Origin of the sequence: Streptomyces sp. NPDC058375 (assembly GCF_042723425.1) — a bacterium.
Lineage (GTDB): Bacteria > Actinomycetota > Actinomycetes > Streptomycetales > Streptomycetaceae > Streptomyces > Streptomyces durocortorensis.
The window spans coordinates 14,589-30,820 of sequence record NZ_JBHXJG010000065.1; the positions used below are offsets into that span (position 1 = coordinate 14,589).

Genomic DNA, 16,232 nt, shown 5'->3' on the forward strand with positions numbered 1-16,232 from the left:
CCGGCGCGAGGGCCGCCCAGCGACACCCCGGTCAGTCCGCGAGGGCCGCCCAGCGGCACCCCGGCAGTACGGTCCCCGGCGACACCCCGCCGCTCACCCCTCCGCGATCACCACCGCCGACGCCACCCCCGCGTCGTGGCTGAGCGAGACGTGCCAGCCGCGCACGCCCAGTTCGGCCGCGCGGGCGGCGACCGTGCCGCGGACCCGCAGCCGGGGCTGCCCGCTCTCCTCGACCCAGACCTCCGCGTCGCTCCAGAGCAGCCCGCCCGGCGCGCCGAGCGCCTTGGCCAGGGCCTCCTTCGCGGCGAACCGTGCGGCGAGCGAGGCGATCCCGCGCCGCTCGCCGCTCGGCAGCGTCAGCTCGTCGCCGACGAAGAGGCGGTCGGCCAACTGGGGCGTACGCTCCAGCGCGGCGCCGAACCGCTCGATCTCGGCCACGTCGATGCCGACCCCAATGATCACGGCCCCCACCCTCGTTCGCTCACTCGCTCACTCCACGGTCACGGACTTCGCCAGGTTGCGCGGCTGGTCCACTTCGTTGCCGCGGGCCGTCGCGAGCTCGCAGGCGAAGACCTGGAGCGGCACGGTGGCGACCAGCGGCTGAAGCAGCGTAGGCGTTACGGGGACGGTGATGAGGTGGTCGGCGTACGGGACGACGGCCTCGTCGCCCTCCTCGGCCACGACGATCGTGCGCGCTCCCCGGGCCCGGATCTCCTGGATGTTGGACACGATCTTGTCGTGCAGGACCGAACGCCCGCGCGGTGAGGGGACGATGACGACGACGGGGAGGCCCTCCTCGATGAGCGCGATGGGCCCGTGCTTCAGCTCGCCGGCGGCGAAGCCCTCGGCGTGCATGTAGGCGAGTTCCTTGAGCTTGAGCGCGCCTTCGAGGGCGACCGGATAGCCCACGTGGCGTCCGATGAAGAGGACCGTGTCGTGGTGGGCGAGGGACCGGGCCAGCTCGCGCACGGGCTCCATGGTCGACAGGACGCTCTCCACCTCGGCGGAGATCGCGGACAGCTGGCGCACCACCGTACGGATCTCGTCGCCCCACTTGGTGCCGCGCACCTGGCCGAGGTAGAGGGCGACGAGGTAGCAGGCGACGAGCTGGGTGAGGAAGGCCTTGGTGGAGGCGACGGCGACCTCGGGTCCGGCGTGGGTGTAGAGCACGGCGTCGGATTCGCGCGGGATCGTCGAGCCGTTGGTGTTGCAGATGGCGAGCACCTTCGCGCCCTGTTCGCGGGCGTGCCGCAGCGCCATCAGGGTGTCCATGGTCTCGCCGGACTGGGAGATGGCGACGACGAGGGTGCGCTGGTCGAGGATCGGGTCGCGGTAGCGGAACTCGCTGGCCAGCTCGGTCTCGCAGGGCAGCCGCGTCCAGTGCTCGATGGCGTACTTGGCGATCATCCCGGCGTGGAACGCGGTGCCGCAGGCGACGATGACGACCTTGTCGACCTCGCGGAGTTCGGCGTCGGGGATGCGGACCTCGTCGAGGTGGAGCGCGCCCTCGCCGTCGACCCGCCCGAGGAGCGTGTCGGCGACGGCCTGGGGCTGATCGGCGATCTCCTTGAGCATGAAGGAGGCGTAACCGCCCTTCTCGGCGGCGGAGGCGTCCCAGTCGACGTGGTACTCCCGTACGTCCGCCGGCTCCCCGTCGAACCCGGTGACGGTGACGCCCTCGGGGCTCAGCTCGACGACCTGGTCCTGGCCCAGCTCGATCGCGGAGCGGGTGTGCGCGATGAAGGCGGCGACGTCGGAGGCGAGGAACCACTCGTCCTGCCCGACGCCCACCACCAGCGGCGAGTTGCGCCGCGCGCCGACCACGACACCTGGCTGGTCCGCGTGTACGGCGACGAGGGTGAAGGCCCCCTCCAGCCGCCGGCACACCTGTCGCATGGCGTCCGCCAGGTCCCCGCCCGCCGAGAACGCCTCGGCCAGCAGATGCCCGACGACCTCGGTGTCCGTCTCCGACCCCAGGGCGTGTCCGCGCCCGGTCAGCTCGCGGCGCAGGGCCGCGAAGTTCTCGATGATCCCGTTGTGCACGACGGCGACCCGGCCCGCGTTGTCCAGGTGCGGGTGGGCGTTGACGTCGGTGGGCGCTCCGTGGGTCGCCCAGCGGGTGTGCCCGATGCCGGTCCGCCCGGCCGGCAGCGGCCGGGCGCCCAGCTCCTTCTCCAGATTGACGAGCTTGCCCGCCTTCTTCGCGGCGGCGAGCCCGCCGTCCGCGAGAACGGCGATGCCCGCCGAGTCGTAGCCCCGGTATTCGAGGCGCTTGAGTCCTGCGACGACGACGTCCTGCGCCGACTGCATACCGACATAACCCACGATTCCGCACATAGCGGCACCATAAGGCCGGAAGTGCCTTGCGGGAGGAATGCTGACGACACACCATTCCTGTGCGTGACTCACCTACGGCAGGAGGCACCCGCGTATGTCGGCGCAGTGGGACGGTCACGCGGAACAGCAGGAGCCCTCGGCTCGGGGAGCGGTACTCGTCGATCGGGCTCACCTTCGGCCGGGGCGAACTGGCCACGTACACCGGAGCCCGGCCCCACCGGGTGCCCTGGCCCGTACCGCCCCTGGTGGAATCGGTCCTGGAGGACGACACGGCGGGCGACTACCCGCTGAACCTCCGCACGGACGCTCCGCGGCCGGTCGCCGACTGGCTGGCGGGGACCGCCGTGTCCCGGGCCATCGGCCCCCGCCACGACCCGGACGACGACACCGCACACCACATGACGGGCGGCTCCCCGGCCGAGTGGTTCGACATCCTCGTGCACCGGCGGCACGTGACACCGGCCCGTCCTCTCCGCCACGGGGAGCCCCCGACGACGACCGGACCGTGATCCGCCCCGGTGCTCCCGAACCTTTCTCACGACGGGCCTCCCGCACCCGTCTCCGCCCGCCCGCACACCCCCAGGCTGCACCAACGGCGTCGCCCGCCCGCGTCGAGGAAGAGCCACCCGCAGCCCTTCCCCGGGCAGGCCCGGACGGTGAGGCGGCGCGGGTCGGCGAGCAGGTCCGCGGCGCGCTGGGCCACGGCGTACAGCGGGAGCCGGGGCCCGGCGTCCGGGTGCGGGGTCCAGCGCCCGAGGCCGTCCTCGCCCCGGACGAAGACGGCCTGGCGCATGGCCTCCTGGACCACCTCGGCGACCCGGTCGAAGGCACCGTTCCGCCCGCCCCCGCCCGGCTCGTCCACGAGGCAGCCGTACAGCGCGCTCCGGAACTCCCGCGCCCCCTCCAGGACGGCGCTCGCCTCCTCGGGCCGCTCCTGCGCCCTCCGCAGCAGCCGGGTGACCGTACGGTCGTCGACGAGGTCCAGGTGCCCCGCCCAGACGGCGAGGGTGCGGTAGCCGCGCAGCCACTCCGAGCCGGGCCGCCGCTCGCCGCCCCAGCCGGCGTAGGTGTTGCAGAACTCCAGGGCCGGATCCCCGCTGGTGTTCCACGGCAGCCACTCCCCCCGCACCCGGACGGCGTACGTGGGCGTCGCGGCCCGCCGCAGGCCCGGGTCGCCCCGGCGTACCCGGTCGTACAGCGTGCGCAGGTCCCGCCCCGGTTCGGCGTCGAAGGCGGACCGCAGGGTGCCGCGCGCGGCCCGGTAGAGCCGGAGCGCGTCCGCCGACCGCCCGCTGCGGTGCAGGGCGAGCATGCTGTCCGCGACGAGGCGTTCGCGTTCGGGGTGCTCCTCGGCGAGCGGCGGCAGTTCGGCGGCGACGCGCTCGTGTTGCCCCAGCGCGAGCAGGAGCCGGGCGCGCTCCTCCGCCGCCGACAGCCGCAGCGCGGCGAGCCGCCGGCCGATCCGGTCGCGCAGGGCCTCGTCCGCGACGTCCGCGAGCAGCTCGCCCCGCCACAGGGCCAGCGCCCGGTCGTAGTGGCGGACCCGCTCCTCGTCGTCCACGGCCGCCGCGGCCGCCCGTACGCCGTCCTCGAAGGCCCGGGCGTCGATCAGATGGCCGTCCGGGCGCAGGAGGTAGCCGTCGTTCCGCGTCTCCAGGCGTACGCCGTCGGGCCCGAGGGAGGCGCGGAGCCGGCCGATGTACGTGTGGACGGTGGACCGGGCCCCGGCCGGGGCCTCGCCGTTCCAGAGCAGGTCGATGAGCCGGCCGGTCGGAACGGCCCGGCCCGCCTCCAGGGCGAGGAGCGCCAGCAGGCAGCGTTCCTGACGGCGCAGACCGGCGAGCACCGGCCGCCCGTGGTGGAGGGCGGCGAACGGTCCGAGCAACTGGAGTTCCATCGGGAAAGCATCCGGCCGACCCTGCCCGCGGGACCACCCCTAGGAAACGCGGGCGGGAAGCTTGAGGAAGAACTCCCGGACGTCCGCGGCGAGCAGTTCCGGCACCTCCATCGCGGCGAAGTGGCCGCCGCGGTCGAACTCCGACCAGTGCCTGATGTCGTACAGCCGCTCGGCCAGCGGTCGCACCGACCGCGTGATGTCGTGCGCGAAGACCGCCACGCCGAGCGGCACCGGGCACGGCTCGCTCCGCCGCGCCGCCTCGCGGTGCAGCCGCGCCGAGGAGGCCGCGGTGGCGGTCAGCCAGTACAGCGATACGTCGGTGAGCATCCGCTCGTCGCCGATCGGTGTACGCGGGTCCGTCCACTGGGCGAACCGCTCGGCGATCCAGGCCAGTTGGCCGACCGGCGAGTCGGTCAGCGCGTAGCCGATGGTCTGCGGGGTGGCGGCCTGCAACGCCTGGTACGGCGGGCGGTTCGCCATCATCCGCCTGACCTGGTCCAGCCGGGCTTCGTCCGCCGCGGAGAGTTCGACCCCGGCGTCCGGGTCCGGCCGGGTCGGCAGGTAGTTGACGTGCACCCCGGCCACCCGCTCGGGGGCCACCGCGCCGAGCGCCGTCGAGATGCCCGAGCCGAAGTCGCCGCCCTGCGCGCCGTACCGCTCGTACCCGAGGCGGCGCATCAGCTCGGCCCAGGCCCGCGCGATGCGGGCGATGTCCCAGCCGCGCTCGTGGGTCGGCCCGGAGAAGCCGTAGCCCGGGATGGACGGGATCACCAGGTGGAAGTCGCGCGCCAGCGGCTCGATCACGTCGAGGAACTCCAGGAAGGAGCCGGGCCAGCCGTGGGTGAGGATCAGCGCGAGTGCGTCGGGTCTCGGCGACCGGACATGGACGAAGTGCACGTTCTGGCCGTCGATCCGCGTGGTGAAGTGCGGCAACTCGTTGAGCGCGGCCTCGTGCTCGCGCCAGTCGTAGCCCGTGCGCCAGTGGTCGGCCAGCTCCTTGAGCCGCGCCAGCGGGAAGCCGTAGTCCCACCCCGCGTCGGCGATCTCGTTGGGCCAGCGGGTACGGGAGAGCCGGTCGTCCAGGTCGTCGAGGTCGGCCTGGGGGATGTCGATGCGGAACGGCTTGATCATGGTCGAACCTTCCCTGTCGTTGGTGCCACCAACGTTGGCCCGACCCACCATACGCTCGATCGTGGGTGCGGCCAACGATTTGTTAGGTTGCACCCGTGGACATCGAAGAGGGGACGCCGCCGCAGCGGCTGCGCGCACTGCCGAGCCGGTTGACCAACCAGGCGGCGCTGGCGGCCAACCGGATCGTGGACCAGGCGCTCGCCGAGGCCGGCGTCCGGCGCTACCACTACGCCCTGCTCGCCGCGTCGGAGGAGTACGGCCCCGCCAGCCAGGCTGCCCTCGGCCGCCGCACGGGCATCGACCGCAGCGACATGGTGGCGACCGTCAACGACCTGGCCGAGAGGCGGCTCATCGAGCGGGCGCCCGACCCGGAGGACCGCCGGCGCAACATCGTCAGCATCACCGCGGCGGGCCGGCGGGAACTCACCCGCCTCGACCGGCTGCTGGCCGCCGCCCAGGACGCGTTCCTCGCCCCGCTGCCCGGGGCCGACCGACGGACCCTGACCGACCTGCTCACGCGCCTCGTGGATCACCACCGCGGCGAGCAGGGCTGACCCCGCCAAAGGCCCCGTGGTGAGAGTTTGGTGAGCGCCCCGGCAGATCATCGTCCGGCAGGCCGGGACCTCGGCCTGCCGGACGGACGATCGGGGAGTTCTCATGCGTAGAAGCGTTCTCGGCACGGCCCTCGGCACGGCGTGCGTGACAGTGCTGGCCCTCGGACTCAACACGGCCCACGCGACAGCGGCCCCGCCCGCCGGCGCCACCGCCCAGGGCTCCGGCTGGGAACCGGCCCCTTCCGCCCCCTGGGACGTCCCGGCGGGCGAGCGGTGCGCGTTCCCGGTCCACGGTGAGCCGATCGTGGACGAGGTGGTCAGCCGCGAACTGCCTTCGCCCGCCGAGGGCGTGACCCGGACCGCCTACAAGGGCGACCTCGTGATCCGGGTGACGAACAAGGAGACCGGAGCCCACTACGACGCCAACGTGAGCGGCACCGCGCTGGTCGACGTGCACGCCTCCGGGGCCCAGTTCTGGCGGGTGCTCGGCCCGGTGCTGCTCGGCGTCGGCGACGGCAACCTCGCCCGGGGCCTGTACGTCGTCGACGGCGCGTACACGCTCGACATCAGCCCCACCGGCGCGAAGACCGTGGCCGGTCCGGCGGTCAGGACGGACAGCATCTGCGCCCGGATCGCCTGATGCGCGGATGCGCGGATGCACGGATGCACGGATGCACGGATGCACCAGCCGATCAGGCAGGGTTCGCCGGTGATCGTCGGCGATCGCCGCCCGTACGGCATCCACCCGGCTCGGGCACGGCCTCCGCCTACTCCCCCAGCTTCCGCCGGAGCGCCGCCCGCTCCGGCTCGGTGCCCGCCGACTCCAGCGCCTCCCGGTACGCCACCGCCGCCTCCCTGCCCCTCCCCAGCCGGGTCAGCAGATCCCCCCGGGCCACCGCGTACGGCGGGTACGCGCGCAGCCTCGACCCTCCCGCCAACGCGTCCAGCAACGCGAGCCCGGCCCCCGGCCCGTCCCGCATCGCGACCGCCACGGCGCGGTTCACCGCCACCACGGGGGACGGGGTGAGGGTGAGCAGGACGTCGTACAGGGCCACGATCTGCACCCAGTCCGTGGACTCCACGTCCGCCGCCTCGTCGTGCAGAGCGGCGATGGCCGCCTGCACCCCGTAGGGCCCGGCCGGTCCGCCGGTCAGGGCCCGGACCACGAGGTCGCGCCCCTCCTCGATCATCGCCCGGTCCCAGCGCCCCCGGTCCTGTTCCTCCAGGAGCACCGGCTCGCCCTCCGGCCCCGTCCGCGCGTCGCGCCGGGCGTGGACGAGGAGCAGCAGCGCGAGGAGCCCGGCGGTCTCCCGTTCGCCGGGCAGCAGGCGGCGCAGTATCCGGGCGAGGCGGACCGCCTCCTCGGCCAGGTCGAGCCGTTGGAGACGGGGGCCGGAGCTGGCCGCGTACCCCTCCGTGAACACCGAGTAGACGACCTGGAGCACCCCGGGCAGCCGCTCGGGCAGTTCGTCGGGGCCGGGCACCCGGAACGGGATCCGGGCCTCGCGGATCTTCTTCTTCGCCCGCACGATGCGCTGGGCCATGGTCGCCGTCGGTACGAGGAAGGCCCGGGCCACCTCCGGTGTGGTGAGGCCGGCGAGGCAGCGCAGGGTGATGGCGACACGGTCCTCGGCGGCGAGGGCGGGGTGGGTACAGGTGAAGAACAACTGAAGCCGTTCGTCGGCCAGTTCACCGACCCCGGCGCCCGAGGCGGATCCCGCACCCGGGACGGATCCCGCGTCCGCCGCAGGCGCGGCGGGCTCCGCCCGTTCCGCGTCGGCCCGGAGGACGGCGAGCCGGGCCGCGTACGCCCGGTCGCGCCGCAGCCGGTCCACGGCCTTGCGTCGCGCGGTCGTCAACAGCCAGGCCCCGGGACGGGCGGGGACGCCCTCGGCCGGCCAGTGGCGCAGGGCCGCTTCGATCGCCTCGGACGTCACCTCCTCCGCCAGGTCGAGGTCCCCGAACCGGCGGACGAGGGAGGCGAGCAGCAGCCCGCGCTCCTCCCGGAACACCGCCTCGACGGCAACTCCGGCCTCCCCCGCCGAGACGCTCTCGCCGGCCGCCGGGGGGTCCTCCCCCGCCGAGACGCTCTCGCCGGCCGCCGGGAGGTCCTCCCCCGCCGAGGCGTCCTCGTCCGCCACGGCTCTCAGGCCCCGAAGTCCGCGACCGGCCGGACGACGACCGCGCCGCCGTCGCGCGAGCCGGGACAGCGCGCGGCCCAGTCGAGGGCGGCGTCGAGGTCGGGCACATCGATCACGAGGAACCCGCCCAGCAGCTCCCGCGTCTCGGCGAAAGGCCCGTCCGTCACGGTCCGCTCCCCCGTGGGCGAGACCCGCACGGTGGTCGCGGTGACCAGGTCGGCCAGCGACTCCCCGGAGACGTGGATCCCCGCGTCTCGTACGGCCTTGTCGTACGCCATCCAGTCCTCGACGGTGCACTGGGGCGCGCCGCCCTGCTCGTCGACGGCCCCGCTGTGGATCAGCAGCATGTACTTCATGATCGGCTCCTGTCGCCTGTGTGGTCCCAGCCCTCGGGGCTGCTTACACCATGACGACGAACGGGACCGGCCGCGATCGACACGCCCGTCGAAGAAATCCGGTGCTTTCTACTGCTCCCCGAGAATGCGCAACCGGTGGTGGTCCTTGAAGTACGCGTAGTCCTTCGGATCGAGCGTGGCGAGAGGCACCTGTGTTGGGTTCACGCGCTGATCAGGCAGGGTTCACCAGCGTCCGCACGGGCATCGCGGCACGACCGGCAGCACCCCGGCACGGACGACCGGAAGGCCCGGTCGCAGTCGTCGCAGTTCTGGAGCGGGACGACGGGCACGGCGGCGGGCAGGGGCGACGGGAGCAGTGCGGCGAGCCGGTGGCGCAGCAGTTTGGCCGGGTGGCGGAGGGGAACGGGCGGATCCTCGGTGATCGCCGCCCGTACGGCATCCGGCCGCGCCCCGCGCTCCAGCCAGGCGGCGACCCCGGGAACGAGCCCGCGTACGTCCTCCTCGGAGAGGAGGAACCCGGGCGCGGCCCGTGGGAGCCCGGCGAGCAGATCGGCCGCCGCCGCGTACAGGGCCTCGGTGGGCTGCTGCGGGACGGGCAGCGGCAGGCGCGGCTTACGGGGGGCGGTGGGGGTCGGCACGAGGCGGGCGCCGGGGAGGACTGCCGCCGGTACGGGGCCGGGGGCGGGCACCGGCTCCGGTACGGGTACGCGTACGGGCTCAGGCTCCGGCACAGGTACGCGTACGGGCTCAGGCACCGGCACAGTTACGCGTACGGGCTCAGGCGCCGGCACAGGCGCAGGCATAGCCGCACGCTCCCGCCCCCGTCCCCGGGCCGCCGCATCCGGGTGGTTGTAGAACACCGTGCTCGTGACCAGCTTGCCGCCCCGCACGTTCTCGCGGGTGCGGCGCAGGAACCCGTGCCGCTCCAACTCCCGCAGTGCGGCGGCGATACGGACCTCGCTCTCCGGAAAGATCGCGGCGAGCGCCTTGATGCCGACGCGCCACCCGTCGGGCAGCGACTGGATGTGGGTGCCGAGGCCGATGGCCAGCAGGGAGAGTCCTCGGTGCTGGGAGAGCCGGTTGGAGATGATCGTGTAGCCGTCGGTGAGGCGGATGTTGATGTGTACGACACCGGACGGGGCGCGCGGGGGCGCGCTAACCTGCTGGGTATCCATCGGGAAGCGTCTTCTTCCTTGGTGGTGAGGCCTTCGGTCGGGATGCCAGTCCCGGCCGGGGGCCGTCTCAATGTCTGGGTGGTGGTCAGCGTGAGCATATGCCCGCCAACAGGTCACAAATCCAGCCCGGTTGGCACACTTCACCCATGTGAGTGACGACGGCCCCGCCCGAGCTGACCGGGGCCCGCAGAGGTCAGCCCAGGGGGTTGGGTGGGGTTTTTTCCCCAGTGATCAAAGACAGGTACTTAAAAGCTTTTACGTCGTGGGCCACCACGTCGCGGTGGACCGCGACCCGGTGCCCCATGGTCCCGGCCCCTCCCCCGCCCCACCGGATCGCGGCTGTCACGATCCGGTGAGCGCGACCTCGGCCCAGACCGTCTTGCGCGGGAAGGGCCCGTGCTCCGTACCCCACCGCACCGAGAGAGCCTCGACGAGCAACAGCCCGCGCCCGGACTCGGATGCGGCGGACGGTTCCGCCTTGGCCGGGAGCCGGTCGCCCCGGGTGTCGGAGACCTCGATGCGGAGCGTGTCGCCGTACACGCTCAGCAGGATGCGGAAGTCCCGCCCAGGGACGTACCCGTGCAACGCGGCGTTGGTCGCCAGCTCGCCGATGACGAGGCTCGCGTCCTCCAGCGGCAGCCCCCAGGCGCGCAGTTGCTCGGTGGCGAGCAGCCGGGCGAGCCGGGCGCCGCGACGGGTGGCGGAGAGCTGGACGGCGAACTGTCCGGTGCGTGCACGCGGTTGGGTGATTTTTCGGTTCACGTCACTCAGCGTGGCCGCGCGTATCTACGCTGAGAAGTATTGACGCGGGTACGGACTGTCACTGTCCCTGGTGTGTACAGGCCTGTCCCGTACGTACGGTGTCCGCGCGCGGACGTCACGGGTGAGAGCGGATCGACACATGGCTGACGGAAACGAAGAGGACCAGGACTTCGGCCTGGAGGACGACTCGGGCGCGGTCATCGCGGCGGTCGGCCGGCAGATCAAGCTGTGGCGCGAGGAAGCCGGATTACGCGCCTCCGAGCTGGGCTCGATCATCGGGTACAGCGAGAACCTCGTCTTCAAGGTCGAGGGCGGACGCCGCATTCCCAAGCCGGAGTTCCTGGACCGCACGGACGCGGCGGTCGGGGCGAACGGCAAGGTCGCAGCGATGAAGAAGGACGTGGAAGAGGCGCGGTACCCGAGGAAGGTCCGCGACCTGGCGAAGCTGGAGGCGGAGGCGGTCGAGATCGGCTCCTACGCGAACGGTGTGATCGACGGGCTGCTCCAGACCGAGGAGTACGCGCGCGCGCTGTACGCCCAGCGGCGGCCCGCGTACACCGAGGACGACATCGAGCGCCTGGTGGCCGCCCGGATGGCCCGGCAGGTGGTCTTCGACCGCCGCCCCGCTCCGCTGCTGACCTTTGTCCAGGAAGAGGCGACGCTCCGGCGGCGGACCGGGGGCAGAATGGTCCTGCGACGACAGCTCGAACACCTGCTTGAGCTGAGCCAGTTGCGGCATGTCGAGATCCAGGTCATGCCGATGGAGGCGGAAGAGCACGCGGGTCTGGGCGGCTCGCACCGCGTCCTTAAGCTCAAGGACGGAAAGACCGTCGGGCTCAACGAGGTTCAGCTCATCAGCGGGTTGATCAGCGATCCGAGGCAGGTGCAGATCCTGGATATGCGCTACAACCTGCTCCGATCGCAGGCCCTCGCGCCCCGGCTGTCGCGGGAATTCATCGAGAAACTGCTGGGAGAGACATGAGCACCCCCGAGCTGACGTGGTTCAAGAGCAGCTACAGCACCAACGACGGTCCGTCCTGCGTAGAGGTAGCCACCGCCCCCACCACCGTCCACGTACGCGACTCCAAGCAACTCCCCACCGGCGGCCCGCACCTCGGCTTCGGTCCGACCGCCTGGAACGACTTCGTCGCGTACGCGTCGGAGGCCTGAGCCACGTCCGTACCGCCGGTCGAGCCGCGGCGGTATCCCCGGTACGCGTGAGAACGAGGCCGGGCCCGCGAGGGCCCGGCCTGCGCGAAACTCCCCGGCGCACATCGCCCGCCGGGTGCTAGCCTCCCGTTCCGATCACCCCACCGCTCGCCCCCTTCCACCTGCCCGTTCGTCGACACGCCGCGCGCGCTTCCCGCGCCCGGCCCCCCACCGGTCGCGTCCGTAGCCCGATTCCAAGGACCGACGTGTCTCCGACCGCCCCCGACCTGATACGCGCGGAGTTCGACCTCTGCCGCCAGATCCCCTCCCTCGTGGACCTCCGCACCGCCGTACGCGGGAACGACTGGGACACCGTGGAGGCGTACTTCGACTTCCTGGACGACGAGGAGGAGCGCGCGGTCGCCGCGAACCTCGTCTCCGACCTCAGCTCCTCCGAGCGCTTCCTGGAACGCGCGGTCGCCGACCACGGGTCGCCGCTGGCCCGGACGCTGCTCGCCGCGCGCTACATCGCCGTCGGCTGGGACATCCGCAGCTCGTACACGGCGGAGCACGTCTCGCGGGAGCAGTTCCAGGAGTTCCACGCGTGGCTGCGGCGGGCCGAGCAGCTGCTGATCGGCGTCTGCGCCGACGAACCGGCGTACGCCCTCGCCTGGACGAACCGGCTGACGACCGCCCGGGGCCTGGAGCTGGGCGCGAGCGAGGTGCGGCGGCGGTACGACCGCCTGGCGGAGCACCACCCGCACCACATCCAGGCGCAGATGCTGCTGCTCCAGCAGCTCTGCCCCAAGTGGGGCGGGCGCTGGGAGGACACGTTCGGCTTCGCCCGGGAGTGCATGGCGGCGGCCCCCGCGGGGAGCCACGCGGGCCGGCTGGTGGCGCAGGCGCACCTGGAACGCTGGCTGGACGACAGCGACGACGGGCCCGGCGACTACCTGCGCGCGACGGAGGTCCGCGACGACATCCTGGCCGCGGCCGACCGCTCCGTACGGCACCCGGACTACCGGCCGGGCTTCCACTGGGTGGGCGACCACAACGACTTCGCGGGCGCGCTGAGCCTGGGCGGTCACTACCCGGAGGCCGCCCCGTACTTCCGCACGCTCGGGGACAAGGCCACCGAGTACCCCTGGGGCTACTGGGGCGACCGGGAAGTGCAATTCCTCAAGCACCGCAGACGCGCGATGGCGAAGGGCTGAACCGACGATGACACAGCAGACCGACGGCCCCGCCGCGACCGTGACCGTGACGCCGGAAGGCATATCGACCGTGGACGGTGCCGCCACCGCCCCCGGGTTCATCACCGCCACCGAGGTCGACCGCATCCCGACCCTCATGGCCCCCACGTCCGGCGGCGGCCCGGTCACCGCCGGGCTGTACTTCCGGGTCGGGGCGGCGGACGAGACGCTGGCCACGGCCGGCCTCACCCACCTCGTGGAACACCTGGCGCTGCATCGGCACGGCGTCTCGGACCTGCACTACAACGGGTCCACCGCCGCCACCCACACCCACTTCGTGGTCTCCGGCACCGCCGAGGAGGTCGTCGCCTACCTCAACGGGGTCTGCGCCTCCCTGCGCGACCTGCCGGTCGAGCGCCTCGCCACCGAGCGGGAGATCCTGCGCACCGAGCAGGCGGGCCGCAGCCGGGGCCCCAACCACCAACTGCCGCTGTGGCGTTACGGGGCCCGGGGCTACGGCCTCGCCAGCTACCCGGAGTACGGCACCCTGCACCTGACGGCCGACGCGGTGCGCGACTGGGCGAGGACCTGGTTCACCTGGGACAACGCGGTGCTGTGGATCACCGGGGGCACCGTGCCCGAGGGCCTGGACCTGACCCTGCCCGCCGGGCGGCGGCAGCCGCTGCCCGCGCCCACCTCGGCCCTGCCCGTCACCCCCGCCTACCTCACGGGCGGCAGCGGCGGAGTGGTCCTGGACGGCATCGTGCGGCGCAGTACGGCCGCCGCGCTCTTCGCGGAGGTGCTGGGGCGGGCGCTCTTCACCGACCTGCGGCAGAAGGGCGGTTACTCCTACACCGCCGACTGCGGCTACCACCCGCGCGACAACGACCACGCGACCATCACCGCGTTCGCGGACGCGCTGCCGCAGAAGCAGGACGCGGTGGTCGGCGGCTTCATCGACGTCCTGGCCCGGCTGCGGGCCGGGACCATCTCCCAGGCCGAACTGGACTCGGCCCGGGCGAAGACCCTCAAGCAGTTCGAGATCCCGGACCTCGGCGCGGCCGCGCTCCCCTCGTACGCGCTGAACGTGCTCACGGGACACCCGAACCTCACCCCGGACGAGCACCGCGCGCACCTGGCCGCCGTCACCGTCGAGGACCTGCGCGAGGTGGCCCGCGAACTGCACGACTCCGCGCTGATCCAGGTGCCGGGGCGGCCCGTGGACTGGGCGGGCTTCACCGAGGCCCCGCAGTGGTCGGCCCCGGCCTCCGACCCGGCGGGCACCGTGCACCGGTCCCGGCAGAGCGACGCCGTGAGCCTGACCGTCGGACCGGAGGCCGTCACCCTGGTCACCCCCGGCGGGCAGATCTCCGTACGGTACGACGCGTGCGCCGCGATGCGCGTCTTCCCGGACGGGGCCCGGCACCTCATCGGCTTCGACGCGTTCGTGGCGGAGGTGGAGCCGACGCTGTACGCCAAGCTCACCCCGGACCGGATGGCGGTGATCGACGCGGCGGTCCCGGCCGCCGCCGCCGTCCCGATGCCGGAGCGCGACCCGGACGAGATCCCGCAGGCCGCCGCGCGCCGGGGTGGGCTGAAGGACCGGGCGCGGGGCATGCTGCGCTCGCTGCGACCGGGACGCGGCTGAGGGGCCCGGGGGGGCAGGCAGCGGGTGGGCGGCAGGCTTCAGGCGTTGGGCGGGCGGGGCGAGGCGAGGCGGGCGTACGGACTCGACACGCCGCGCCCCGCCCGCGAACACACCGCACCCCGCCCGTGAACCTTTCCGGCCGCTGCGGACAACAGGGGTGACAGACACACCGACCGACGCATCCTGGAGGCGCAGTGACCGGGCCACCACCCGCCCTCGCGGGCAGCCCCGCCGACGACGCCGACGTCATCGCCCAGTCCCTCGACGAGCCCGAACTGTTCGCCGGGCTGTACGACCGGCACGCCCCGGACATCCACCGCTACGCCGCCCGCCGCCTCGGGGAGGGCGCGGCGGACGACATCACGGCGGAGACGTTCCTCATCGCGTTCCGCACCCGGGGCCGCTACGACACGGCCCACCGGCTGGCCCGGCCCTGGCTGTACGGCATCGCCGCCAACCTGATCGGCAAGCACCGCCGTACCGAGGTCCGCGCGCTGAAGGCGCTGGCCCGCACCGGGCACGACCCGGTCGCCGCGTCCTGGAGCGACCGCTCCGACGACAGGATCGCCGTCCAGGCCCCCCTCGCGGGGGCGCTGGCCGCGCTCTCCCCCGGTGACCGGCACGTCCTGCTGCTGGTCGCCTGGGCGGACCTCGGCTACCAGGAGGTGGCCGAGGCGCTGCGGATACCGCTGGGCACGGTCAGGTCCCGGCTGAACCGGGCCCGCCGCAAGGTCCGTGAGGCGCTGAGCACCGATCCCGCCTTCACGTCCGCGCTCGACCCGACGCCCGACGCATCGCCCGCCCCGGCCGGACAGGAGCTGAACCCGTCATGGACGAAATGACCCGACTGCGGGAGCTGCGCGCCGACGCCCCCGTACCCGACCGCGCCGCCCTCGCCCCCGGCCGCAAGCGGCTGACCGACACCATCGCGGGCCGCGGCCGCCGCACGCTCCGGCAGCGGGCCGACTGGCGGATCGCCTCGCTCGGAGCGGTGGTGGCGATCACCGCGGCGGCGCTCTTCGTCACCCAGGTCGTCGACACCTCGGACCCCCGGCAGTCGGGCCCGGCGACCGTGGCGGGCGACCTCGACCTGTCCAGCCCGGCCGCCGCCCTGGGGCGGGCGGCCGACTTCCTGGAGCGGCAGGAGGCCCCTCCGGAGCCCAGGGCGGACCAGTGGATCTACCTCCGGGAGGAGAACCCCGACCAGGAGAAGCAGTGGAAGGAGCTGTCGGCCGAGATCCGGGAGCAAACGCAATGGTCCTACAGCCCCGACTCCTGGATCCCGTACGACGACAAGGCCGCGGAGAACGATGAGTCCGACACGGACTACCGGACCGCCCGCGAGTCCTACCGAATCGCGGCCGAGCTACCGGAGGACCCGAAGGCGCTCCTCGCGGAACTGCGGAAGGTCTTCCCCACCGGCAACGGGTCCAATGGCCCCCGAGAGGCCGAGGACGAGCACAGTTTCCGCGCCCTGACCGTTCTGCTGGAGTCCTACCCGCTCCCGCCGGCCGCCCTGGCCCGGATCTACCGGGCGATGGCCACGGTCGGGGGCGTCGGGGTGACCGACCACCTGATCCGGGACGCCACCGGCCGCCAGGTCATCGCCGTGACCCGCGCGTACGACCGGAACACCCGGCGCGAGATCCTCATCGACCCGGTGGACTACAGCTACGCGGGCGAGCGCGAGGTGGTCAGCAGGACCCACGAGGTTTTCGGCCCCGACGACAGCGACGGCCCGGACCGCATGGTCTACAAGCGCGGCGACGTCCTGCGCGAGGTCGCGAGGACCAAGGCGGCCGTCGTCGACGCCAAGGGCCAGAAGCCCTGACCGTACGGCTCGGAGAAAGCCCGGGCGTGGGCCCGGTGTCCGGCACAGGGGAGCGGAC

General features: G+C 73.2%; 17 protein-coding genes. 9 read left to right on the forward strand and 8 right to left on the reverse strand.

The features are described from left to right. Positions 1 to 93: 93 nt before the first annotated feature. The gene (locus ACFWM7_RS13775) at positions 94 to 462 is read right to left on the reverse strand and encodes a holo-ACP synthase (protein ID WP_383259720.1); all 369 of its coding nucleotides are present in this window, start codon (positions 460 to 462) and stop codon (positions 94 to 96) included. Positions 463 to 489: 27 nt separating this feature from the next. Next, on the reverse strand, positions 490 to 2,337 hold the full coding sequence (glmS, locus tag ACFWM7_RS13780) for a glutamine--fructose-6-phosphate transaminase (isomerizing) (RefSeq protein WP_383259723.1): 1,848 nt from the start codon (positions 2,335 to 2,337) through the stop codon (positions 490 to 492). A gap of 59 nt (positions 2,338 to 2,396) precedes the next feature. On the opposite strand from glmS, the gene ACFWM7_RS13785 reads away from it, so the two are divergent. Further along, positions 2,397 to 2,846 carry an erythromycin esterase family protein gene (locus tag ACFWM7_RS13785; RefSeq protein ID WP_383259726.1) on the forward strand — a complete coding sequence of 150 codons (450 nt, stop codon included), beginning with the start codon at positions 2,397 to 2,399 and terminating at the stop codon, positions 2,844 to 2,846. Positions 2,847 to 2,872: 26 nt separating this feature from the next. Here the strand turns inward: ACFWM7_RS13785 and ACFWM7_RS13790 are convergent, their stop codons facing one another. Then, positions 2,873 to 4,234: a BTAD domain-containing putative transcriptional regulator gene (locus ACFWM7_RS13790; protein ID WP_383259732.1), complete on the reverse strand. Its 1,362-nt coding sequence runs from the start codon at positions 4,232 to 4,234 to the stop codon at positions 2,873 to 2,875. A 39-nt stretch (positions 4,235 to 4,273) separates the two neighbouring features. Next, on the reverse strand, positions 4,274 to 5,365 hold the full coding sequence (locus tag ACFWM7_RS13795) for an epoxide hydrolase family protein (RefSeq protein WP_383259735.1): 1,092 nt from the start codon (positions 5,363 to 5,365) through the stop codon (positions 4,274 to 4,276). A 95-nt stretch (positions 5,366 to 5,460) separates the two neighbouring features. On the opposite strand from ACFWM7_RS13795, the gene ACFWM7_RS13800 reads away from it, so the two are divergent. Then, entirely contained in the window at positions 5,461 to 5,919 is a 459-nt protein-coding gene (locus tag ACFWM7_RS13800; protein ID WP_383259737.1) for a MarR family winged helix-turn-helix transcriptional regulator, read from the forward strand. 103 nt (positions 5,920 to 6,022) lie between these two features. Then, complete coding sequence (locus ACFWM7_RS13805) at positions 6,023 to 6,559, forward strand: hypothetical protein (RefSeq protein ID WP_383259740.1); 537 nt, start codon at positions 6,023 to 6,025, stop codon at positions 6,557 to 6,559. Between the two features lie 127 nt (positions 6,560 to 6,686). On the opposite strand, the gene ACFWM7_RS13810 is transcribed toward ACFWM7_RS13805, so the two are convergent. The 4 genes from ACFWM7_RS13810 to ACFWM7_RS13825 form a co-directional block, all read right to left on the reverse strand. Next, positions 6,687 to 7,931, reverse strand: coding sequence for an RNA polymerase sigma factor (locus ACFWM7_RS13810; RefSeq protein WP_383259774.1), 1,245 nt, complete (start codon positions 7,929 to 7,931; stop codon positions 6,687 to 6,689). A 134-nt stretch (positions 7,932 to 8,065) separates the two neighbouring features. Next, a complete protein-coding gene (locus ACFWM7_RS13815) occupies positions 8,066 to 8,416 on the reverse strand; it encodes a YciI family protein (RefSeq protein ID WP_030798833.1) in 351 nt (116 codons plus the stop codon). 200 nt (positions 8,417 to 8,616) lie between these two features. Continuing rightward, positions 8,617 to 9,591, reverse strand: coding sequence for a hypothetical protein (locus ACFWM7_RS13820; RefSeq protein WP_383259746.1), 975 nt, complete (start codon positions 9,589 to 9,591; stop codon positions 8,617 to 8,619). A 342-nt stretch (positions 9,592 to 9,933) separates the two neighbouring features. Next, positions 9,934 to 10,353, reverse strand: coding sequence for an ATP-binding protein (locus tag ACFWM7_RS13825; RefSeq protein ID WP_383259748.1), 420 nt, complete (start codon positions 10,351 to 10,353; stop codon positions 9,934 to 9,936). A 139-nt stretch (positions 10,354 to 10,492) separates the two neighbouring features. On the opposite strand from ACFWM7_RS13825, the gene ACFWM7_RS13830 reads away from it, so the two are divergent. The 6 genes from ACFWM7_RS13830 to ACFWM7_RS13855 all read left to right on the forward strand — a co-directional run bounded on the left by ACFWM7_RS13830 (position 10,493) and on the right by ACFWM7_RS13855 (position 16,174). After that, positions 10,493 to 11,335 carry a helix-turn-helix domain-containing protein gene (locus ACFWM7_RS13830; RefSeq protein WP_383259751.1) on the forward strand — a complete coding sequence of 281 codons (843 nt, stop codon included), beginning with the start codon at positions 10,493 to 10,495 and terminating at the stop codon, positions 11,333 to 11,335. Beyond that, on the forward strand, positions 11,332 to 11,523 hold the full coding sequence (locus ACFWM7_RS13835) for a DUF397 domain-containing protein (RefSeq protein WP_383259754.1): 192 nt from the start codon (positions 11,332 to 11,334) through the stop codon (positions 11,521 to 11,523). The genes ACFWM7_RS13830 and ACFWM7_RS13835 overlap by 4 nt, the downstream gene beginning before the upstream one ends. A gap of 245 nt (positions 11,524 to 11,768) precedes the next feature. After that, positions 11,769 to 12,716, forward strand: coding sequence for a hypothetical protein (locus tag ACFWM7_RS13840; RefSeq protein WP_383259758.1), 948 nt, complete (start codon positions 11,769 to 11,771; stop codon positions 12,714 to 12,716). Positions 12,717 to 12,723: 7 nt separating this feature from the next. Then, positions 12,724 to 14,343, forward strand: coding sequence for a M16 family metallopeptidase (locus tag ACFWM7_RS13845; protein ID WP_383259761.1), 1,620 nt, complete (start codon positions 12,724 to 12,726; stop codon positions 14,341 to 14,343). A 194-nt stretch (positions 14,344 to 14,537) separates the two neighbouring features. Continuing rightward, positions 14,538 to 15,185 carry an RNA polymerase sigma factor gene (locus tag ACFWM7_RS13850; protein WP_383259765.1) on the forward strand — a complete coding sequence of 216 codons (648 nt, stop codon included), beginning with the start codon at positions 14,538 to 14,540 and terminating at the stop codon, positions 15,183 to 15,185. Continuing rightward, entirely contained in the window at positions 15,173 to 16,174 is a 1,002-nt protein-coding gene (locus ACFWM7_RS13855) for a CU044_5270 family protein (RefSeq protein ID WP_383259768.1), read from the forward strand. The genes ACFWM7_RS13850 and ACFWM7_RS13855 overlap by 13 nt, the downstream gene beginning before the upstream one ends. Positions 16,175 to 16,232: the final 58 nt, after the last annotated feature.